Source organism: Streptomyces sp. NPDC001770 (genome assembly GCF_053596135.1).
In genome coordinates this window covers 58,335-79,388 of record NZ_JBSFFN010000025.1, presented here as the reverse complement: position 1 = coordinate 79,388, position 21,054 = coordinate 58,335, and the positions used below count along the sequence as shown (strand labels likewise).

The window sequence follows — 21,054 nt, the reverse complement described above, 5'->3', positions numbered from 1 at the left end:
GAAGCCGGTGCTGGGGAATTCTGTCCGGATTCCAGTCGTTGTTTCCATCGGATGCAGGGCACCCGAAAGGGTGTCGCGACCTACTCAGCAAGGGAGCACGCATGGCAACCCGTGCCGTCGCCCGTCGTTCGTCACCCACCGGTGGGACCGAACGGGCCCGCAGTGTTCGCGGTGGAAGCGGAGAGATCGCCGACCGCGACCTGGTCGGCATGTACCTCGACGAGATCGCGCGAACGCCCCTGCTCGACGCCGCCAAGGAGGTCGAGCTGTCGCAGGCCATCGAGGCGGGTGTCTATGCCCGCAAGATCCTCGACGGTGAAGTGGAGAGCGACGCCGGTGGGGCGAAGCCCGAGGAACTGGAAGCGCTCTTCGCCGAGAGCGAGCGCGCCAAGGACGTCTTCATCCGCTCCAACCTCCGTCTCGTCGTCGCCGTGGCCCGTCGCTACCCCCGTGCGGGTCTGCCGCTGCTCGACCTGATCCAGGAAGGGAACGCCGGCCTGGTGCGCGCGGTCGAGAAGTTCGACTACGCCAAGGGCTTCAAGTTCTCCACGTACGCGACCTGGTGGATTCGCCAGGCCATCACCCGCTCGATAGCCGACCAGTCGCGCACGATCCGCCTCCCCGTCCACCTGGTGGAGGAGCTGGGCCGCATCCGCCGGGTCCAGCGCGAGTTCAACCGCGAGCACGGGCGCGACCCGGAACACGCGGAGATCGCCGCGGAGCTGGGCTCCGACCCCGAGCGCGTGAGCAACGTCCTGGACTGGGCCCGCGACCCGGTCAGCCTCAACATGCCGGTCGACGACAACGGCGACACGCAGTTCGGCGACCTGCTGGAGGACACCTCCGCGGTCTCGCCCGAGCAGTCCGTCATGTCGTTGCTGCGCAGCGAGGAGCTCGAGGAGCTGATCGGCAAGCTCGACAACCGCACCGCCTCCATCATCCGGATGCGGTACGGCATCGAGGACGGCCGCGAGCGGACGCTGACCGAAGTGGGCAAGGAACACGGTCTGACCCGTGAGCGGATCCGCCAGATCGAGAAGCACGCGTTGGTCGAATTGAAGCGAATGGCGCGCGACACGGGCTTTGACGCTGCGGCGTGAGCCAATAACCCGTAATCTCCCCATCAAGCCGGTTCGCACCGGCCCGACGACCGGTCTTCGCACCGGTCCCCTGAACCGAGTCCCGGCGCCCACCCCCCCCGGCGTCGGGGCTCGCTCATGTCCGGGGTCATACGGCTCGCTCATGTCCGGGGCCATACCGGGGGCACCGGGGCCATGCCCCGGGGGCGGGGCCGGGAGAGGGGCCGGGGCCGGTTCTCCGGGTTCTCCCCAGTGTCCCCGATCGTCTCCGGCCCCGACCGTCCCGGCCCCGATCGTCCCGGCCCCGTCGTCCCCGGCCCCGATCGTCCCGGCGCTCGGCGCGCTCCTCAGATGCGGGCGCGGTGTTCCATCGCGTCGCGGGCGGTCTGCTCGTCGGTGTAGACCTCGCACATGTGGCGGCCGTCCTCGGTCGCGGTGTGCTCGACCTCCCAGAGGCTGGTCTCGCTGCCGTCGAAGAGCAGGAACGCGTGCTCGTAGAGGGTGAACCCGGCGTCGTGGTCGCCCACCCGGAACTGCCGGCCGAAGATCTGGGTGATGTGGTGGGCGAAGGCCGAGCGCAGCAGCCGGGCCGTGGACGCGCCCGGCCGGTCAGGGTTCTCCGCGCGGCGCAGCACCCGGCGGGCGTGGTCGGCGCTGTTGTCCGGCGCGTACGTCCGGGGCGGCGGGCCCGGGGGAGCGGCCATCAGCGCGTTTAGGGTGTCCAGGGCGACGGTCGGCATGTCCTCGGCGAACGCCGGGGCGTCCGCGAACACGCCGGTGACCCGGGCGGCGGCGACGTGCGCGTCCGCCTCCTCGTCGTACAGCTCGTGCTCCCGGGCGGTGGGGGCGTCCCGGCCGCCGCCGTGCACCAGCTCCCAGAGGCTCAGTGCGCTGCCGTCGGCGAGCAGGTAGGTGTGGCGGTACGTCTCGCGGTGCAGCTCCGCGCTGTGGTGCGAGGAGTGCAGGGTGCTGCTGTGCGCGAGAGCCGTGCCGAGCCGCTCGACCGTGCCGTCGGGCAGGTCGAAGGAGTTGAGGGCCCGTCGCAGGAGTCGGTCGAGGTGCTGCTCGGTTGTCTCGTACGGATCGCTCAAGGTGCTTTCTCCAGGCCGTTGCCGCATGTGACGTGGTGCGTGCTTAACGTAGTCCCTGGCTCCGACATCGTCGCCGGGGTTGGAAAAAACGTGGGACGGCGGCGGAAAGTTCCCGCCCTGCCCCCGAAGCTCCGCCGAACTGCCCCCGGTGCGGGGCGAGTCGGTGGGCGACCGGGGGCCCCGTGCTTTCGTGAAAGCCTTCACGAGCGTGGGGGCCCGAGGTCCCGGCCCTTACCGCAGGCCGGAAGGCTCCTGCCGGACCGGATGCGCGGATCGTCGGGACGTTCGTCCCGCAGATGGGGTCCAATGCGGGCCGCCGTGCCCGTGAATCCGCTGTCCAATGGATGGAGGGGCCGGCAGAACGAACGAGCGACCAGCGGAACGAACGAGCCGGGGGCAACGGCCAGGTGCGACCTGTCACCGGCGACCTGACCGGTGGTGCCCTGTCCGCCGGCGACCTGTCCGGTCGTGAGTGGCCCGCCGGAGACCTGGCCGGTGGTGAGCGGCCCGCCCGCCCCGCTCGTCCGACCCGCCTGCTCCGGCAGGCCCGCTCGGGCCTCGCCCCCGCGGTGAGGCCGAGCCCTCGAACCGCGCGGTGCCGGGTGTCGTTCCCCGAGCCCCGGTGCCGCGCGCCCCACGTCGTACGGCCGCGTTCCGCCCCGTACGGAAGGGCCGGGAGCCACGAGTGGCGGCCTGGCCCGCCATGCAGGGGACGCGCTCACCCGGGCGAGGTACAAAACAGGGTAAATATACCCATGGTTACCTACGGTGGCCGGGTGACCGAGCCACCAGAAGCCTCCGCCGTACCACCCACGCCCGGTGATCCGACCTCCTCGTCCGGCGTCTCGGCGCGGGTGACCACCGAGGAGCCGGCCCCGTCCGGTCCGCGCAAGGCCCTGGCCAAGGCGGCAGACTCCCTTCCCCGGTCCGTCAACGCGCGGGCGGCCCTGGTCGGCGCGGCCGTCTCGGCCCTGCTGATCCTCGCGATCGTCCTCGGCAGCCGACTGCTGGTGAACTTCGACTCCGCCCTGCTGCCCTACGCCGTCGCCAGCGTCTTCCTGGCCTTCGGCGTCGCCTACCGCTACACGGTCTGGATCTCCGCCCCCGGCGCCGCGCGCCTCTTCAAGCAGGGCTGGCGCAGCCTCTTCTCCGCCGAGAACTTCCGCAGGACCCCCACCGCCCTGCCGAGGATGATCGCCACCTACCTCGGCTTCCAGAAGTTCCTCGGCGCCCGTTCGCACGCCCGCTGGGCCGCCCACCAGCTGATCTTCTGGGGCTGCATCCTGGCCGCCCTGATCACCTTCCCGCTGACCTGGGGCTGGTTCACCTTCACCTCGGGTACCGGTTCGGGCCCCGGGTACGAGATGCGGATCTGGGGCTTCAAGATCCTCGGCTTCGACTCGGTCAGCTTCATCGGCTGGGTGATGTTCCACGGACTGGACCTCGCGGCCGTCCTCGTCATCCCCGGCGCCTCGTACTTCCTCTGGCGCCGGATGAAGGACCGCGGCGCCGGCACCGGACAGCGCTTCGGCTACGACCTGATCCCGCTGATCGCTCTGATCGTCATCGCCGTCACAGGGCTGCTGCTCACTTTCTCGTCGATCTTCCTGCACGGCGGCGGTTACGAGTTCCTCGCCGTGCTCCACATGGTCGCCGTGGTCTTCACCCTCATCTACATCCCGTTCGGGAAGTTCTTCCACATCGTCCAGCGCCCCGCCGCCGTCGGCATGCAGCTGTTCAAGTACACGGCTCGCCAGGAGGACGAGGTCTTCGCCTGCCGCCGCTGCGGACAGCCCATCGACACCGAGCCCTACGTCGAGAACCTGCGCGGCACCATGCGCGACCTGCGGCTCGACTTCGACGAGTGGGCCGAGTACTGCCCGCGCTGCAAGCGGGTGCTGCGCGGCAGCGCCTACCTCACCCATGTGAAGAAGGGCTTCAAGTGACCGCGGACCCGCGCGCAGCCGACCACGGCGGGGGCGCCTCTCCCGCCCCGCCCGACCACCGCGCCGCCGTTCCTCTCGACCCCTCCCTCGCCCCGCCCGGCACCCGCGCGTTCCGCGACGCCGGAGGCATCCCCGCCGACCAGTGGCACGCCGACCAGGACGGCGAGACACTCGTCCCCACCCACTGCTGCTTCTGCGGCGTCCAGTGCGGGATGTACCTGCGGGTGGACCGCGGCGGCAAGGTCTTCGGCGTCGAACCACGCAATCACGACATCAACCGGATGCGGCTCTGCCCCAAGGGCATCAACGCCTACCAGCAGATCAACCACCCCGACCGGCTCACCGCCCCGCTGATGCGCCGCTCCCGCGACGAGGAGTTCGCCGAGGTCTCCTGGGACGAGGCGCTCGACTTCACCGTCGCCGAGATCCGCCGTATCCAGGAGATGTACGGGAAGGACGCGTTCGGCCTCCTCGGCGGCGCCAGCCTCTTCTCCGAGAAGACCTACCTGGTCGGCAAGTTCGCCCGGGTCGCGCTCAAGACCAAGCACGTCGACTACAACGGCCGGCTCTGCATGGTCAGCGCCGCCGGGGCCAACAAACTCACCTTCGGCATCGACCGGGCCGGCAACCCCTTCTCCGACATCCTGCTCACCGACTGCCTGCTCATCGCCGGATCCAACGTGGGTGAATGCTTCCCGGTGCTGACCCAGTACGTCTGGGGAGCCCGGGACCGCGGCGCCAGTCTCATCGTCGTCGACCCGCGCGAGACCGCGGTCGCCCGCACCGCCGACATCCACGTGGCGCTCAAGCCCGGTACCGACTCGGCGTTCTTCAACTCCCTGCTCTGCGTGATCGTCGAGGAAGGGCTCACCGACGAGGCGTACCTCGCCGGGCACACCACCGGCTGGGAGGAGGTGAAGGCCAAGGCGCTGGAGTACCCGCCGTCCCGCGCGGCCGGGATCTGCGGCGTACCCGCAGAGCAGATCGTCCAGGTCGCCCGGACCTTCGCCCGGGCCCCCAAGGCCATGGCCTGGCACGCCCGGGGCATCGAGCACCACTCGCAGGGCGTCGAGAACTGCCTCGCCGTGATCAACCTCTGCGCCGCCACCGGCCACATCGGCAAACCCGGCGCCGGATACGGAACCCTCACCGGACAGGGCAACGGCCAGGGCGGCCGTGAACACGGCCAGAAGGCCGACCTGCTGCCCGGCGGACGCTCCATCCTCAACGAGGAGCACCGCCGCCAGATCTGCGAAGTCTGGGGCATCGAGGAGTCCGAACTCCCCACTGCCGGAACCTCCATGATGGAGATGGTCTGGCAGATGCAGCGCCGCGAGATCCGCGGCCTGATCGGCATCTGCAACAACCCCTTCGTCTCCCTCCCGAACTACCGGGTGGTCAAGGAGGGGTACGACGCCACCGAGTTCCACGCCCAGTTCGACTTCTTCCTCTCCGAGACCGCCGCCAACGCCCACGTGGTCTTCCCCGTCACCACCTGGGCCGAGGACGACGGCGTGATGGCCAACGCGGAGGCCCGCGTCGTCAAGCACAACAAGGCCCAGGAACCGCCCCCCGGCGTACGCACCGACACCTGGGTGATGTGCGAACTCGCCCGGCGACTCGGAGCCGGCGACAAGTTCGCCTTCGCCGACTCGCGCGAGGTCTTCGAGGAGCTGCGCACCGCCTCCCGGGGCACCGTCATCGACTACTACGGCATCACCTACGAACGGCTGGAGGAGACCGGAGGCATCGCCTGGCCCTGCCCCTCCACCGACCACCCCGGCACCCCACGCCTCTTCGAGGACGGCCGTACCTATCACGAGGACGGCAGGATCCACCTCCAGGCCGTGGAGTGGCACCTGCCGATGGACCCGTACAGCGACGAGTTCCCGATGTCCCTGACCACCGGGCGCACCGTCGCGCACTTCCTCTCCGGCAACCAGACCCGCCGGCTGGGCGCCCTCGTGGAGCAGACGCCCCGCCCCTGGGCGGAGGTCCACCCGTCCCACGGCTTCCGCACCGGCGAACCCGTACGGGTCGTCACCCGGCGCGGCAGCGAGGTCTTCCCCGCCCTCGTCACCGAGGCGATCCGGCCCGACACGATCTTCGTGCCGTACCACTGGCCGGTCCCCACCGCCGCCAACGCCCTCACCATCGACGCCCTCGACCCCCGTTCGAAGATCCCCGAGTACAAGGTGTGCGCCTGCCGCATCGAGCACGCGGCCGAGCTCGACATCGTGCCCTCGCCACCCGTCGCACCCGGGCACGTCGCGTACCCGGAGACCCAGGTCTCCCGGACCGACCCGCTGCCCCCCACGTCCCCGCAGGGCCGTGGCACCTCGGAGAGGAGCTGACGCCCCGTGATGGGCAGAACGATCTTCATCGATCCCGGCCGCTGCATCGGCTGCCAGGCCTGCGTATCCGCCTGCCGGGAGTGCGACTCGCACCGCGGCAAGTCGATGATCCACCTCGACTACACCGACGAAGGCCAGTCCGTCGCCTCCCTTCCGACCGTCTGCATGCACTGCGAGGACCCCGTCGCCCCGTGCGCCGAGGTCTGCCCCGCCGACGCCATCCTCGTGACGGCCGACGGCGTGGTGCAGCAGGCCGACACCACCCGCTGCATCGGCTGCGCCAACTGCGTCAACGCCTGCCCCTTCGGCGTACCCAAGATCGACCTCGAAGCGAAGCTCCAGCTGAAGTGCAACCTCTGCTACGACCGCACCGCCTACGGCCTCGCCCCCATGTGCGCCACGGTCTGCCCGACCGGTGCCCTCTTCTACGGAACCGTCGAGGAGCTCCAGGCGGAGCGCCCCGGGGTCCAGGTCGCCGACACCTTCGTGTTCGGTTCGACCGAGGTACGCACCGGGGTCGCCATGGTCGTCCCCGCGGACAAGGTCCAGTGGCCCGTCCCCGGTGGGCTCCCCGTCGTCGAGATCAACGGTAAGGACGTCCGCCGATGAGCGTCACCGAACAGCCCCCGGGCAACGAGAGGCCGCCCACCGGCGGCGATCCCCGCGACGCCCTGCACGACCGGATCTCCGCCGACGCCCTCACCACCCGCCGCGACTACCTCCGGATCGTCACCACCGTCTCCGGCGGACTGGCCGTCGGCGGCATCGGGGTGGCCGCCGGTATCCTGCACCGCCACGGCGACACCGACGACGGAAAGCCGGCCCGGCCGAAGAGGATCGCCTCCCAGCTCCTCCCCGGCGAGTCCCTCGCCTTCCGCTACCCGGGCGAGGAGGACCGCGCGGTGGCCGTACGGCTCGACGACGGCACCCTCGTCGGCTACTCCGCCATCTGCACCCACCTCGCCTGCGCCGTGCTGTGGCGGAAGGACCGGGGTATCGAGGGCGAGCTGTACTGCCCCTGCCACGAGGGGGTCTTCGACGCACGCACCGGCGAGGTCACGGCCGGTCCGCCGCCGCGCGGGCTGCCCAAGGTGGTCATCTCCGAGGAGGCCGACGGCAGCGTGTGGGCGATCGGCACGACCCGGTCCGGCGAGTCCATCGAGGAGGGCGTCTGCCGACAGCTCGAGGAGACCAACCCGGGCCTGGCCGGCCGCCTCGACTGCCCCGGCACCACCGACGGCGTCGAGGCGCCGGGCCGCAGCGGAAGCGGCGGCGTCGAGGCGCCCGTCCGTGCCGGGACCGCGTCCGCGCACCGCGCCGGGCAGGGCGGGGGCGCGGGTCGGGCTGCGGGAAGAGGCTCCGGAAGTGGCGCGGGAAGGGGCGCGGGGAGCGGCGCGGGCGGCGGCGCCGGAAGGGGCTCGGGGAGCGGAGCCGGAGGGGGCGCCGGGAAGGGTGCGGGCAGGGGAGGTGACCAGGCATGACCGAGGAACAGCCGTCCCCGGAGGGACCGGCCTACCCCGACTACCATCCGGGAAGCGCCCGGCCCGAACTCAACCGGCCCGTCAAGGAGCGCTATCCGCAGATCCGCCCCACCAGCGGCTACGGCGACCCCCGCGTCCGGCACACCGGGCCCGGGCCCGGAGCGGGCACCGACCAGGAGCCGGAGCGGTCCGCCAAGCTGACCGCCCGCCTGGTACTGGCGATGACCGTGGTCGTCGGCCAGCTCTGGGGACTGCTGGTGATCATCGACGAATGGATGGAGGGCAACACCGGCACCGCCTGGTGGGGCGCCGGCTTCCTCTGCCTGTCGTTCCTGGTGGTCCTCGGGCTGTGGTGGCTGGACCCGAAGGACCGCTGAGCGACTGGGCACGTCCCCCGCCGGACCGCCGTGGGACGTGCCCGTACGGCCCGGGGCTGCCGTGCCCGTACGGCACGGCGGGACCGGTGACCGGGCGGCCGTACCCTGGAGGCATGAGCACCGCCCCCGCCCCCGGACCCGGCGAACCGCAGCCTGAGCAGCCGACCGCACCGGAGCCGACCGCACCGGAACAGACCGCGCCGGAGCAGCCCAGGCCGCGGCCGAAGCTGCACTTCGGCGATCCGCTGGACCAGCAGTCGTCCGACGACACGGACCGGGGCTGGGGAGAGCGCCCCGCGACCGGGGGCAGCGCCGCCGACCTCGCCCGCTTCCTCGACGAGAAGCCCCCGCACCACATCTGAGCCGCCCGCCCGGCACCCCGGCGGGCCGCGTGCGGGCAGGAGCCGTGTCGTCACGCATCGGACACCGCCACCAGCAGCTCGCCCGACGCATGGGCTCCCGCCAGGGCCACCGCGGTCTCGCGGGAGACCGAGAGCATCACCAGCGCGCCCCCGCCCGGATCGCTCGCGCCCGAGGGCGGCGGCCAGTCGGTCCGCGCCACCTCCGGCCCGGGCACAGCCCCGGCAGGCGCGCCAGGAACGCGGCTGACCCGCACATCGCGCGCCACCACCCGCGCATCGCCCCCGGACGCCGGAGCGGAGATCACGTCCACCCGGTCGCCGGGGCGCAACAGCCGCACCGTCGCCGCGTCCGCGATCCGTACCGGCGCGGACACCAGGCGCACCGGTGGGCGCGCACGCTCGGGACCGGCCACCCCCGCCGCCCTGCCCTCCGCCGTGCCGAGCCCCGAAGCGGCGAGAGCGGCTGCCGCCAGCGCGAAGCCGGCCGCCAGGGCGCGCTGCCGCCCGTACAGCGCACGCCGTAAACGCAGCGCGCCGCCACCGCCCCGCACCCGCAGCGGCGCGAACTCCGGGACCACGCACCGGGGCGGTACGGGGGACGGGAGCCGGGCCGTACCACCGGGCCGGGCCCACCCGGGGGCAGGCTCGGTGGGGGTGCGGGCGTACGAAGCCGAGGGACCGTTCCCGGAGCCGGAGCCGGAGCCGGAGCCGGAGCCGGAGCCGGAGCCGGAGCCGGAGCCCGAGCCGGAGCCGGAGCCCGAGCCGGAGCGGGAGTCGGCGCCCCGGTCGAAGGGCGGACGGGTCGCCGGACGGGTCGCCGGACGGGTCGTGGTGTTCGTGAACATGGCGCCACCTGGATCATCTGGGTGCGGAAGTCCGCCGGATGCCCCGGTCGGACCCCCTCACGATCCCCCGTGCGCACCGATCCCGCTGGGGCCTGTGGACGGCCCACCGGTTGTGGACAACTCCGCCACCCGCAGGGGTGAAACAGGCTGCCGAGCCGGCCTCCACAGGCCCGGAAGCCCACGGCACCGGGAACCCCTACGGCATTACGATCCCCGTGTCGATCCCCTCCAGCGCCCGCGTGCACACGCAGTCGCGGCTCTCCTCGGAGGGCAGCAGGGCCACCGCGTCGAAGAGCACCGAACGCAGCCGGTCCACATTGTCGGCGAACACCCGGAGGACCTCCTCGTGGGAGACGCCCTCGCCCGCCTCGGCGCCCGCGTCCAGGTCCGTGACCAGGGTCATCGTGGAGTAGCAGAGGCCCAGTTCGCGGGCGAGCACCGCCTCGGGGTGGCCCGTCATCCCCACCACGGACCAGCCCATCGCGGCGTGCCAGCGCGATTCCGCGCGGGTCGAGAAGCGCGGCCCCTCGACCACCACCAGCGTGCCGCCGTCCACCGCGTCCCACTCCCGGCCGCGCGCGGCGGCGAGCGCGGCCGCGCGTCCCCGGGGGCAGTACGGGTCGGCGAACCCGAGGTGCACCACGTTCGGCACCGTGCCGTCGGGCAGCGGTTCACCGTCGTAGTAGGTCTGGGTGCGTGCCTTGGTGCGGTCGACCAGCTGGTCCGGGACGAGCAGCGTGCCCGGTCCGTACTCGGGCCGCAGCCCGCCGACCGCACACGGGCCGAGGATCTGGCTCACACCGAGGGAGCGGAGCGCCCACAGGTTGGCGCGGTAGTTGATGCGGTGCGGCGGGAGGTGGTGGCCGCGCCCGTGCCGGGGCAGGAAGGCGACCCGTCGCCCGGCGATCTCGCCGAGGAAGACGGAGTCGCTGGGGTCCCCGTACGGCGTCTTCACCTGGACCTCGGTGACGTCGTCCAGGAAGGAGTAGAACCCCGATCCCCCGATGACACCGATCTCCGCGCCGGCCCCGAAGGCCCCGCCCGTACCCGCCGCTGCCGCCGGACCCGTATCCGTACCAGCGCTCATGACGTCCCCCCGGTCCCGCGCGTACCCGCGTCCGTGATCGTGCCTGCGTTCACCATGCGGTCAGGCTATCGGGGGCGGCAAGGGGCATGAGGGGACAGCACAAGGACTCCGCCGAGGTGATCGGCGGAGTCCTTGTGAAGCTGTGTCAGCGGTCAGCCTGTGCCAGCGGTGAAGCTGGGCACGTGGTGACACGGTTGCGCGGTGAAGCGGTGGTGCGGGTCCGGTCGGAGCCTCAGGCGGCCGAGCCGCTCGACGAGGTCGAGGCGGACGACGAACCGGCCGACGACGAGGCCGACGCGGTGGAGGACGAGGACGAGCCCGAGTCGGAGCCCGACGTCGAGGACGACTTCGAAGCGGAGTCGGACGACTTGGTGGACGACGAAGCAGGCGTGCTGCTCGACGACGATCCACGGCTGTCGTTCCGGTAGAAACCGGAACCCTTGAAGACGATGCCGACCGCGGAGAACACCTTCTTGAGGCGTCCATTGCAGTTCGGGCACACGGTCAAGGCGTCATCGGTGAACTTCTGCACCGCCTCAAGGCCTTCGCCACATTCGGTGCACTGGTACTGATAGGTCGGCACTTGCTCCTCCTGGCACTCTCACTCAGTGAGTGCTAACGACGTTCCATACTGACCTATTCCGTGGAATCAGTCCACCGTGACCGGCTCCCGGTGACCGATCCCACGTGCCACGGTCCGTCCGGAGGCGGCCGGAAGAAGCCGCGAACGCAGGGCCAGCAGGGTTGCCAGAGCGAGCACCGTGGCCACCAGCGGAACGACGAATCCGCTGCTCGCGCCCCGTGCGTCGGCCAGCCGGCCGGCCACCGTGACGGCCGCCGCCTGGCCCAGGGCCACCGCGCCGGTCAGCCAGGTGAACGCCTCGGTCCGGGCGGTGGGCGGCACCAGTGCGTCGACCAGGGTGTACCCGCTGATCAGCGCGGGCGCGATGGAGAGCCCGACCAGGAAGCCGAGCCCGGCCATCAGCGGCGCGGAGTGCACCGCCCAGAGTGCGGACGCGGTCAGGGTGAGGGCGGCGTAACCGACGATCAGCCGGCGGCGGGGGCCGTGCTTCCACGCGACGGCACCGCAGACGATCCCGGCCAGCATGTTGCCCGAGGCGAAGACCCCGTACAGCAGGCCGTTCACCCCAGGGTGGCCGATCTCCTCGGCGAACGCGGTCAGCGAGACCTGCATGCCGCCGAAGACCGCGCCGATGCCCAGGAAGGTGACCGCGAGCACCCGGACACCGGGGACGGCGAGGGCGGAGGTACGGGGCGCGGAGTGCGCGGCGGGGGAGTGCGGTGCGGGCTGGGTGGAGCGCCGCGCAGCGAAGAGCACCCCGCCGAGCAGGGTCAGCGCGGCCTCGGTGATCAGACCGGCCGCCGGGTGCACGCCGGTGCAGAGCGCGGTGGTGAGCACCGGTCCGAGCACGAACGTGAACTCGTCGGTCACCGACTCGAACGCGGCGGCGGTCGCCATCAGCGGGGAGGCCGGGCGGCCCGGCGCCGCGCCCAGCAGCGCCGCCCAGCGGGCGCGCACCATGGGACCGACCTGCGGGATCGAGGCACCGGTCGGTACGGCGGCGGTGAAGAGCGCCCACAGGGGCGCGTGCGCCAGCGCGAGCGCCGTGAGCGCGCCCACCGACACCGCGTGCACCAGTACGCCGGGCAGCAGTACGGTCCGCTGCCCGAACCGGTCCGCCAGCCGGCCGCTCTGCGGGGCGAACAGGGCCATCGAGACGCCGGAGACCGCCGCGACGGCGCCCGCGCTGCCGTAGGAGCCGGTGGTGTGCTGGACGAGCAGGACGATGCCGATGGTCAGCATCGCGAAGGGCTGCCGGGCGGCGAAGCCCGGGAGCAGGAAGGTCCACGCACCGGGGGTGCGCAGCAGTTGTCCGTATCCGGGACGGACGGGGACCGTGGACGCCACGGCCGTGCCTTTCTGCCGCCTGGTGGCACCGCGCCCGGGAAGCCGTGGAGGCGTGCGGGGGCTGCCGAGAGCTGTCCTCTTCGCGCGGAACTGCGGTAGATGCCGGGCGTCCCGCTCAAGGAGTGCGGAGCGACGCCACGACCGCCATACGGTCGCGCCAGCTCTGCATCAGACAGAGTTGGTCGATCAGATCGGCTTTATGTTACAGCCAGAAGTCACAGCGGTACGGGGAACGGGAGCGGAAGGCGGGAAGCCGCCCGCGGCACCGCCCGGTCGTATACGGCCCGGCGCGCCGCCTGCCCCGGGCCCGGCGCGCCGCCTGCCCCGGGCCCTGCGCCCCGAGCCTTGCGCCCAGAGCCCGGAGCCCTGGGCGCCGTGTCGGCCGCCCCGCGCCACGCCCGTACCGGTCAGCGTCGTGCGGTCGGCCCGTCCGAGCGGTCCCCGGCCCCCGGTCGCTCCCCGTCCCCGTGACGGTCCTGGCCGTCCGGGCGTTCCGGCGTCGCGGGGCGCTCCCGGTGGCTCGCGGGGCGTTCCGGAGGCGCCGGGCGCTCCCGGTCACCCGCGGGCGCCGCCTTCGAGGAGCGCCCGCGCTTCTCCGCACGCCCCGTCCCGTCCCCCGCCGCGCGGGAAACGTCTGCCGCGCGGGAAACGTCTGCCGCGCGGGAAACGTCCGCCGCGCGGGAAACGTCCGCCGCGCGGGAAACGTCCGTCGCCCGGGAAGCGTCCGCCGTGCGCGAGGCGCCCGCGGCGCGGGCCGCCGCCGCGCTGCCGCGCCGGGCCTTCGGGGCGGGCTCGGGTGCGTCGGTCGCACCGCTGAGCCGCTGCATGGTGTGGGCGAGCCGGTCCAGGTGGGTGGCGCGGGCGAGGCGGGCCACCGCGTCGTCGTCCGCCGCGCCGCCGGGCCGCTGCCCCGCGTGCAGCCAGCCGGCCAGCTTGCCGCCCTCGCCGACCGCCCGCAGCCGGGCCTCGGTCGCGTCGCGCACCGGGTCGGTGGCGACCACCAGGAGTTCGTCGCCGCGCCGCAGCACGGTCGCGGGGGCGGGGACGAAGCTCGTACCGTCCCGGACCACCAGAGTGACGGCGGAGCCGGCCGGGAGGCGGAGCTCGCCCACCTCCACGCCGTGCATCCGCGACTTCGCCGGGATCGCGACGGAGAGCAGATGCCCGCGCAGCCGTTCCAGGGGCGCGGACTCGATGCCCAGGTCGGCGGCGTCGGAGGGGTCCTCGGCGATCTTCAGCGCCTTGGCGAGCCAGGGCAGCGTCGGCCCCTGGATCAGTGTGTAGACGATGACCAGCACGAAGACGATGTTGAAGACGCGGGTGGAGCCGTCGATGCCGGCCACCATCGGGATGGTGGCGAGGATGATGGGGACGGCGCCGCGCAGCCCCGCCCACGACATCAGGGTCTTCTCGCGCTTGGGCAGCCGGAAGGGCGCCAGGCTCAGGAAGACCGAGAGCGGCCGGGCCACCACGGTGAGCACCAGGCCCACGACCACCGCGGGCCAGAAGTCGTCGAGCAGGTCGTGCGGGGTGACCAGCAGGCCGAGCAGGACGAACATGCCGATCTGGGCGAGCCAGCCGAGTCCGTCGGCGAAGCCCCGGGTGGCCGGCCAGTGCGGCAGCTTGGAGTTGCCGAGCACCATGGCGGCCAGGTAGACGGCGAGGAATCCGCTGCCGTGCGCGATGGCGCCCTCCGCGTACGCGGTGACCGCGATGGCCATCACGGCGATCGGGTAGAGGCCGGAGGCGGGCAGCGCGACATGGCGCAGCGCGTAGGCGCCGAGCCAGCCGGCGGCGAGGCCGATGGCCGCGCCGATGGCGAGTTCGAGGGCTATCTCGCCGACCAGGACGTACCAGTGCTCGACCGGGCCGATCGTGGAGAACGCGAGGACGAGGATGACCACCGGGGCGTCGTTGAAGCCGGACTCCGCCTCCAGCACGCCGGTGATCCGGGAGGGCAGCGGCACCTTGCGGAGTACGGAGAAGACGGCGGCGGCGTCCGTGGAGGAGACCACCGCGCCGATGATGAGCGCCTGCTTCCACTCGAGCCCGACGAGGTAGTGCGCCCCCGCCGCCGTGACGCCCACGCTGATGCCCACGCCCACGGTCGAGAGGACGGCCGCCGCCGGAAGCGCGGGCCTGACCTCTTTCCACTTCGTGCCCAGTCCGCCCTCGGCGAGGATCACGACCAGGGCGGCGTAGCCGATCACCTGGGTGAGTTCCGCGTTGTCGAACTGGACGTCGAAGATGCCGTCCTGTCCCAGCGCGATGCCGATGCCGAGGTACAGGAGCAGGCTGGGGAGCCCGCTGCGCGAGGAGATCCGGACCGCCGCCACCGCGACCAGCAGGACGAGCGACGAGACCAGCAGGAGTTCGTTGAGCGTGTGGACAGTCAGGGCGCGCTTCCTTCCCCGCGTATGACCGCCGGGCAGGTTCCCGGCGACCAGGTACTTCGTTACCTTACCTAATCTTTAACGCTTTCTTGACGCCTTCGAGTATGTGTACGACCTGTGTGCGGATGCCCGCAGCCCCCTACCGCGTCCGAGTCGGATCGACGCTGCGCCTATGGTTGCCCTTGCACTCCCAGGACCACCCTGCCCCTCGAAGGACAGCGATGCCCGCCAACACAACCGTCTCTGCCGGTCCTTCCGCTGCGAAGAAAACCGGCAGGAAGAAGGGGCGACGCGCCCGCCTGATCGTGATCGTCCTGGTCCTGGCGCTGGTCGCGGGTGTCGGGTACGGCGCGTACTGGTCCGTCGCCACGGTCCGGGCCTCGTACCCGCAGACCGCAGGATCGATCGAGCTCCCGGGCCTGACCGGAGACGTCGAGGTCAAACGCGACGACTACGGCATCCCCCAGGTCTACGCCGACACCGACGCCGACCTCTTCCGCGCCCAGGGCTTCGTCCAGGCACAGGACCGCTTCTACGAGATGGACGTCCGCCGTCACATGACGGCCGGACGGCTCTCCGAGATGTTCGGATCCAGCCAGGTGGAGACCGACTCCTTCCTCCGCACGCTCGGCTGGCGGAAGGTCGCGCAGGAGGAGTACGACAAGGTCCTCAGCGCCGACACCAAGAAGAACCTCCAGGCCTACGCGGACGGCGTCAACGCCTACCTGAAGGGCAAGGACGGGAAGGACATCTCCGTCGAGTACGCGGCGCTCAACCTGACCAACGACTACAAGCCCACCGAGTGGACCCCGGTCGACTCGGTCGCGTGGCTGAAGGCGATGGCCTGGGACCTGCGCGGCAACATGCAGGACGAGATCGACCGCTCGCTGATGACCAGCAGGCTCACGGCGAAGCAGATCGCGGACCTGTACCCCGAGTACCCGTACGACAAGCACGAGACGATCGTCGGTGAGGGCGCGGTCTCCTCCGTCACCGGCGAGTTCGACCCGGACGCCGAGGCGGCGAGCGGCACCACCGTCGACGGGGACACCGTCGCCGGTGCCACCGAGGGGCTCGACACCCAGCTCGGCGCGCTCTCCGACACCCTGGACGAGATCCCGGCGCTGCTCGGCCCGAACGGCAACGGCATCGGCTCGAACTCCTGGGTCGTCTCCGGTGCGCACACCACCACCGGAAAGCCGCTGCTGGCGAACGACCCGCACCTGGCGCCGATGCTGCCCTCGCTCTGGTACCAGATGGGGCTGCACTGCCGCACGGTCTCGGCGAAGTGCCAGTACGACACCGCCGGGTACACCTTCTCCGGCATGCCCGGTGTGATCATCGGCCACAACCAGGACGTCGCCTGGGGGCTCACCAACCTCGGCGCCGACGTGACCGACCTCTTCCTGGAGAAGGTCTCCAGCGACGGCTACCTCTACGACGGCAGGACGGTCCCCTTCACCACCCGCGAGGAGACCATCAAGGTCGCCGGCGGGAAGAGCCGGAAGATCACCGTCCGCGAGACCAACAACGGCCCGCTCGTCTCCGACCGCAGCAGCGAGCTGGAGAAGGTCGGCCAGAAGGCCCCGGTCGCGGGCGCCGCACCCGACCGCGCCTCCGGTTACGCCGTCGCGCTGAAGTGGACCGCGCTCCAGCCCGGCCACTCCATGGACGCCGTGTTCGAGCTCGACCGCGCCGACGACTTCGCGTCCTTCCGCGACGCCGCCGCGCACTTCGAGGTGCCCTCGCAGAACCTCGTCTACGCGGACACCAAGGGCAACATCGGCTACCAGGCCCCCGGCTGGATCCCGGTCCGCAAGTCCGGCGACGGCACCCTGCCGAGCCCCGGCTGGTCCTCGAAGTACGGCTGGGAGAAGGACCCGATCCCCTTCAGCGAGCTGCCGTACGAGTACAACCCGGAGCGCGGCTACATCGTCACCGCGAACCAGGCCGTCGTGGACGAGAAGTACCCCGAGCTCCTCACCAAGGACTGGGGCTACGGCACCCGCAGCCAGCGCATCAACGACCTCATCGCGTCGAAGATCAAGGGCGGCGAGAAGATCTCGACCGAGGACATGCAGAAGATGCAGATGGACAACACCAGCGAGATCGCCGCGCTGCTGGTGCCCAAGCTGCTGAGCATCAACATCGCCGACAAGGACGTCCGCGAGGCGCAGAAGCTGCTGGAGGGCTGGGACTACACCCAGGACTCCGACTCGGCGGCCGCCGCGTACTTCAACGGTGTCTGGCGCAACATCCTGATGCTGGCCTTCGGCAACAAGCTGCCGAAGGAGCTGCGGGTCAAGGGCGACTGCATCAACGTCACCCACGCCGACTCCAACGCGCCCGTCGACGAGCAGAACAAGCTCGTACGGGAATGCGGCCAGCGCGACGCCGACTCGGCACAGCCGGACGGCGGTGACCGCTGGAACGAGGTCGTCCGCAAGATCCTCGACGACGAGGACAACGCCTGGTGGAAGGTGCCGGCCCAGGGCCGCGAGAAGGCCATCGACAACCGCGACCAGCTCTTCGCCCGCGCCATGGACGACGCCCGCTGGGAGCTGACCGCCAAGCTCGGCAAGGACATCTCCACCTGGAGCTGGGGCCGGCTGCACCAGCTGACCCTGAAGAACCAGACGCTCGGCACCTCGGGTCCGGGCCTGCTCCAGCGGGCGCTGAACCGCGGTCCGTGGAACCTCGGCGGCGGCGAGGCGGCGGTCGACGCCACCGGCTGGAACGCGGCCGGCGGCTACGACGTCATCTGGGTGCCGTCGATGCGGATGGTGGTGAACGTCGGCGACTGGGACAAGTCCCGCTGGATCAACCTCACCGGCGCCTCGGGGCACGCGTTCAGCGCGCACTACACCGACCAGACGGACAAGTGGGTCAACGGCGAACTGCTCGACTGGTCCTTCGGCGCCGACGCGGTCGGCGAGTCCACGGTCGACACGCTGACGCTCAAGCCGGCGGCGGCCACCGGCTGACCGGGGGCCGGACACCGTCCGGGCCGCTCAGCGGCCGAAGCGGTGCGTTCCGGCCGGAGTGACGACAGCGTCCACGGGGTGGTCGTGCGGTTCCGAGGGGACCCGCGCGACCACCTCGTGTCCGTACAGCAGCACCACGAGCGCGGGGTGCGCCCCCGCCGCGGCGAGCCGGGCCAGCACCCGGTCGTAACTCCCGCCTCCCCGGCCGAGCCGCATGCCGCGGGCATCGGCCGCGAGGCCCGGCAGCAGCACCGCGTCGGCGTCGAGGACGGCGGCGGCGCCGAGGCGGGGACCCGCGGGTTCGAGCAGCCCGCGCCCCGCCCGGAGCAGCCGGCCGGGGCCTTCGTACACCGCCCAGTCCAGGTCGTTGTCGGGCAGCAGCACCGGCAGCAGGACGCGGACGCCCCGGGCGCGCAGGGCGTCGAGCAGCGCGCGGGTGCCCGGCTCGCGCCCCACCGAGACATAGGCGGCGACGGTCCGGGCGCCGGAGAGCTCGGGCAGGGTGAGCGCGGTACGGGCCAGCGCGGCTGCTGAGTCCGCGCGCTGCTCAAGCGTCAGAGCGGCGCGCGCGGCGAGGAGTTCGCGCCGCAGGGACGTCTTCAGGGACGCGGCGTCGGCCGGGGGGCCGCTCGCATTGCCGGAGGGCTGGTCCGCCGGGGTCCCGCTCATGCCGTCGGCCGGCTCACAGGTCATAGGAAGCTCACACTTTTCTCATACGGGCGCATATGAGTACAAAGTTAAGCAGTGGATCATCGGCCGTCCATGTATAGCCGTTAAGGTTCTGCGCATGACTGAGTCGACCTCCAGGATCAGCAAGGCCGTCATTCCGGCCGCAGGTCTCGGCACCCGCTTCCTGCCGGCCACCAAGGCCACTCCCAAAGAGATGCTGCCCGTCGTCGACAAGCCTGCCATCCAGTACGTCGTCGAAGAGGCCGTCGCCGCGGGCCTCTCCGACGTGCTGATGATCACCGGACGCAACAAGCGCCCGCTGGAGGACCACTTCGACCGGAACTACGAGCTGGAATCCGCGCTCACCCGCAAGGGCGACGCCGAACGCCTCCAGAAGGTACAGGAGTCCAGCGACCTCGCCACCATGCACTACGTGCGCCAGGGCGACCCCCGGGGCCTCGGCCACGCCGTGCTCTGCGCCGCCCCGCACGTCGGCGACCAGCCCTTCGCGGTCCTCCTCGGCGACGACCTCATCGACCCGCGCGACGCGCTGCTCTCGCGGATGGTGGAGGTCCAGGAGCGCGAGGGCGGCAGCGTCATCGCGCTGATGGAGGTCGACCCGTCGCAGATCCACCTGTACGGCTGCGCCGCGGTGGACGACACCGCCGAGGACGGGGTCGTCCGCGTCACCGGCCTGGTGGAGAAGCCCGAACCGGCCGACGCCCCCAGCAACCTCGCCATCATCGGCCGGTACGTCCTCGACCCCGCCGTCTTCGACATACTGCGGCGGACCGAGCCCGGCCGGGGCGGCGAGATCCAGCTCACCGACGCCCTCCAACTGCTCGCCGCCGACGAGAAGATCGGCGGCCCCGTGCACGGCGTCGTCTTCAAGGGCCGCCGCTACGACACCGGCGACCGGGGCGACTACCTCCGGGCCATCGTCCGCCTCGCCTGCGAGCGCGAGGACCTCGGCCCGGACTTCCGTACCTGGCTCCGCAGTTACGTCACCGAGGAGATGTAGCACCTTGAGCAGCACGATCTGGTCGGTCGACGAGCACCTCGCCGACATCCTGGACGCGGTGAAGCCGCTCGAACCCATCGAGCTGCAACTGCCCGACGCCCAAGGGTGCGTCCTGGTCGAGGACGTCGTGGTGCGGATCGCGCTGCCTCCCTTCGACAACAGCTCCATGGACGGCTACGCGGTCCGGGTCGCCGACGTGGCCGGGGCGAGCGAGGAGTTCCCCTCGGTGCTGACCGTCGTCGGTGACGTGGCCGCCGGCAGCGACGGACTCCCCGACGGCGGGAAGGTCGGCCCCGGCCAGGCCGCCCGCATCATGACCGGCGCCCCGCTGCCCGAGGGCGCCGAGGCCGTCGTGCCCGTCGAGTGGACGGACGGCGGTACGGGCGAGGGCCCCGCCGCCACCATGCGCGCCCACCGGGACGCCCCGGAGGGTGCGAGCGGCGAGGTCAGGATCCACCGCGCGCCCGAGGCCCGCGCCCACGTCCGGGCCGCCGGCAGCGACGTGAAGCCGGGCGACCTGGCCCTCGCGGCCGGATCGGTCCTCGGCCCGCCGCAGATCGGCCTGCTCGCCGCGATCGGCCGCGCCACGGTCAAGGTCCGCCCCCGCCCCCGCGTGGTCGTCGTCTCCACCGGCAGCGAACTCGTCCAGCCCGGCGAGGAGCTGACCGGCGGGCAGATCTACGACTCCAACAGCTTCGCGCTCACCGCCGCCGCCCGCGACGCCGGCGCCCTCTCCTACCGCGTCGGCGCGGTCACCGACGACGCGGAGACCCTCCGCGCCACGATCGAGGACCAGCTCATCCGGGCCGACCTGGTGGTCACCACGGGAGGCGTCAGCGTCGGCGCGTACGACGTCGTCAAGGAGGCGCTCTCCTCGGTCGGCGACGAGGACGAGCCCGGCGGCGGCATCGACTTCCGCACCCTCGCCATGCAGCCCGGCAAGCCCCAGGGCTTCGGCTCCATCGGCCCCGAGCACACCCCGCTGCTGGCGCTCCCGGGCAACCCGGTCTCCGCCTACGTCTCCTTCGAGCTCTTCGTACGCCCCGCGATCCGCGCGCTGATGGGTCTCGAAGAGGTGCACCGGCCCACCGTCCGTGCCGCCCTCACCACCACCGGGGCGCTCTCCTCCCCGGCGGGCAAACGCCAGTTCCTGCGCGGGACGTACGACGAGGCGTCGGGCACCGTCGTCCCGGTGGGCGGCTCCGGCTCGCACCTGATCGCCGCCCTGGCACGGGCCGACGCACTGATCGTGGTCCCCGAGGACGTCACCTCCATGGAGCCCGGCACGGAGACCGAAGTGGTCCTGCTCCGCTGAGACGCGCAGGGTGGCGGTACGGTGTCTGCCGCTGCCTCACCGGGGGACGTACCCCGGGCCCCCGGCCCGCACCCCGGTGCGGGCCGTGCGGGCGACCGGCGCTTTACCGCTAGGCGGAGT

Annotated in this window: 16 protein-coding genes and 1 pseudogene; 10 read left to right on the top strand and 7 right to left on the bottom strand. The window is 71.9% G+C overall.

Translation table 11 applies throughout. The annotated features are described in order from the left end of the window. Positions 1–101 precede the first annotated feature (101 nt). Positions 102–1,100 carry a sigma-70 family RNA polymerase sigma factor gene (locus ACWCSV_RS22165; RefSeq protein WP_451144748.1) on the top strand — a complete coding sequence of 333 codons (999 nt, stop codon included), beginning with the start codon at positions 102–104 and terminating at the stop codon, positions 1,098–1,100. A gap of 326 nt (positions 1,101–1,426) precedes the next feature. Here the strand turns inward: ACWCSV_RS22165 and ACWCSV_RS22160 are convergent, their stop codons facing one another. Beyond that, entirely contained in the window at positions 1,427–2,170 is a 744-nt protein-coding gene (locus ACWCSV_RS22160) for a DUF6227 family protein (protein ID WP_451144746.1), read from the bottom strand. Positions 2,171–2,946: 776 nt separating this feature from the next. On the opposite strand from ACWCSV_RS22160, the gene ACWCSV_RS22155 reads away from it, so the two are divergent. The 6 genes from ACWCSV_RS22155 (at position 2,947) to ACWCSV_RS22130 (ending at position 8,690) form a co-directional block, all read left to right on the top strand. After that, complete coding sequence (locus ACWCSV_RS22155; protein WP_451144744.1) at positions 2,947–4,116, top strand: MFS transporter; 1,170 nt, start codon at positions 2,947–2,949, stop codon at positions 4,114–4,116. Then, the gene (locus ACWCSV_RS22150; protein WP_451144742.1) at positions 4,113–6,470 is read left to right on the top strand and encodes a molybdopterin oxidoreductase family protein; all 2,358 of its coding nucleotides are present in this window, start codon (positions 4,113–4,115) and stop codon (positions 6,468–6,470) included. Before ACWCSV_RS22155 ends, ACWCSV_RS22150 begins: the two co-directional genes overlap by 4 nt. 6 nt (positions 6,471–6,476) lie before the next feature. Continuing rightward, complete coding sequence (locus ACWCSV_RS22145) at positions 6,477–7,079, top strand: 4Fe-4S dicluster domain-containing protein (RefSeq protein WP_327177372.1); 603 nt, start codon at positions 6,477–6,479, stop codon at positions 7,077–7,079. Beyond that, positions 7,076–7,951: a Rieske (2Fe-2S) protein gene (locus tag ACWCSV_RS22140; protein ID WP_451144740.1), complete on the top strand. Its 876-nt coding sequence runs from the start codon at positions 7,076–7,078 to the stop codon at positions 7,949–7,951. The genes ACWCSV_RS22145 and ACWCSV_RS22140 overlap by 4 nt, the downstream gene beginning before the upstream one ends. Next, a complete protein-coding gene (locus tag ACWCSV_RS22135; protein WP_451144738.1) occupies positions 7,948–8,328 on the top strand; it encodes a hypothetical protein in 381 nt (126 codons plus the stop codon). Before ACWCSV_RS22140 ends, ACWCSV_RS22135 begins: the two co-directional genes overlap by 4 nt. Before the next feature lie 113 nt (positions 8,329–8,441). Beyond that, on the top strand, positions 8,442–8,690 hold the full coding sequence (locus tag ACWCSV_RS22130) for a hypothetical protein (protein WP_451144736.1): 249 nt from the start codon (positions 8,442–8,444) through the stop codon (positions 8,688–8,690). Positions 8,691–8,740: 50 nt separating this feature from the next. On the opposite strand, the gene ACWCSV_RS22125 is transcribed toward ACWCSV_RS22130, so the two are convergent. The 5 genes and pseudogenes from ACWCSV_RS22125 to ACWCSV_RS22105 all read right to left on the bottom strand — a co-directional run. After that, entirely contained in the window at positions 8,741–9,268 is a 528-nt protein-coding gene (locus tag ACWCSV_RS22125) for a hypothetical protein (protein WP_451144815.1), read from the bottom strand. Between the two features lie 463 nt (positions 9,269–9,731). Next, a complete protein-coding gene (locus tag ACWCSV_RS22120) occupies positions 9,732–10,622 on the bottom strand; it encodes an S-methyl-5'-thioadenosine phosphorylase (protein ID WP_451144734.1) in 891 nt (296 codons plus the stop codon). Positions 10,623–10,854: 232 nt separating this feature from the next. Continuing rightward, positions 10,855–11,205: an FmdB family zinc ribbon protein gene (locus tag ACWCSV_RS22115; RefSeq protein WP_451144732.1), complete on the bottom strand. Its 351-nt coding sequence runs from the start codon at positions 11,203–11,205 to the stop codon at positions 10,855–10,857. A 66-nt stretch (positions 11,206–11,271) separates the two neighbouring features. Continuing rightward, a complete protein-coding gene (locus tag ACWCSV_RS22110) occupies positions 11,272–12,552 on the bottom strand; it encodes an MFS transporter (protein WP_451144730.1) in 1,281 nt (426 codons plus the stop codon). 896 nt (positions 12,553–13,448) lie between these two features. Continuing rightward, positions 13,449–14,888: pseudogene (locus ACWCSV_RS22105) on the bottom strand (potassium/proton antiporter); the annotation flags it as partial. Positions 14,889–15,166: 278 nt separating this feature from the next. Here ACWCSV_RS22105 and ACWCSV_RS22100 point away from each other — a divergent pair. Beyond that, on the top strand, positions 15,167–17,929 hold the full coding sequence (locus tag ACWCSV_RS22100; protein WP_451144729.1) for a penicillin acylase family protein: 2,763 nt from the start codon (positions 15,167–15,169) through the stop codon (positions 17,927–17,929). Between the two features lie 27 nt (positions 17,930–17,956). On the opposite strand, the gene ACWCSV_RS22095 is transcribed toward ACWCSV_RS22100, so the two are convergent. After that, positions 17,957–18,622, bottom strand: a complete 666-nt coding sequence (locus ACWCSV_RS22095; RefSeq protein ID WP_451144727.1) for a 5-formyltetrahydrofolate cyclo-ligase — start codon at positions 18,620–18,622, stop codon at positions 17,957–17,959. Positions 18,623–18,716: 94 nt separating this feature from the next. Here ACWCSV_RS22095 and galU point away from each other — a divergent pair, with 94 nt between their 5' ends. Both galU and glp read left to right on the top strand, forming a co-directional pair. After that, positions 18,717–19,619: a UTP--glucose-1-phosphate uridylyltransferase GalU gene (gene galU / locus ACWCSV_RS22090; RefSeq protein ID WP_451144726.1), complete on the top strand. Its 903-nt coding sequence runs from the start codon at positions 18,717–18,719 to the stop codon at positions 19,617–19,619. Positions 19,620–19,623: 4 nt separating this feature from the next. Continuing rightward, on the top strand, positions 19,624–20,934 hold the full coding sequence (glp, locus tag ACWCSV_RS22085; protein ID WP_451144724.1) for a molybdotransferase-like divisome protein Glp: 1,311 nt from the start codon (positions 19,624–19,626) through the stop codon (positions 20,932–20,934). Positions 20,935–21,054: the final 120 nt, after the last annotated feature.

Excerpts from the sequence above, each read along its gene's own strand:
- ACWCSV_RS22100 (WP_451144729.1), top strand. The coding sequence starts at position 15,167 with ATGCCCGCCAACACAACCGTCTCTGCCGGTCCTTCCGCTGCGAAGAAA.
- ACWCSV_RS22120 (WP_451144734.1), bottom strand. The coding sequence starts at position 10,622 with ATGAGCGCTGGTACGGATACGGGTCCGGCGGCAGCGGCGGGTACGGGC.
- ACWCSV_RS22095 (WP_451144727.1), bottom strand. The coding sequence starts at position 18,622 with ATGACCTGTGAGCCGGCCGACGGCATGAGCGGGACCCCGGCGGACCAG.
- ACWCSV_RS22140 (WP_451144740.1), top strand. The coding sequence starts at position 7,076 with ATGAGCGTCACCGAACAGCCCCCGGGCAACGAGAGGCCGCCCACCGGC.
- galU (WP_451144726.1), top strand. The coding sequence starts at position 18,717 with ATGACTGAGTCGACCTCCAGGATCAGCAAGGCCGTCATTCCGGCCGCA.
- ACWCSV_RS22165 (WP_451144748.1), top strand. The coding sequence starts at position 102 with ATGGCAACCCGTGCCGTCGCCCGTCGTTCGTCACCCACCGGTGGGACC.
- ACWCSV_RS22135 (WP_451144738.1), top strand. The coding sequence starts at position 7,948 with ATGACCGAGGAACAGCCGTCCCCGGAGGGACCGGCCTACCCCGACTAC.
- ACWCSV_RS22130 (WP_451144736.1), top strand. The coding sequence starts at position 8,442 with ATGAGCACCGCCCCCGCCCCCGGACCCGGCGAACCGCAGCCTGAGCAG.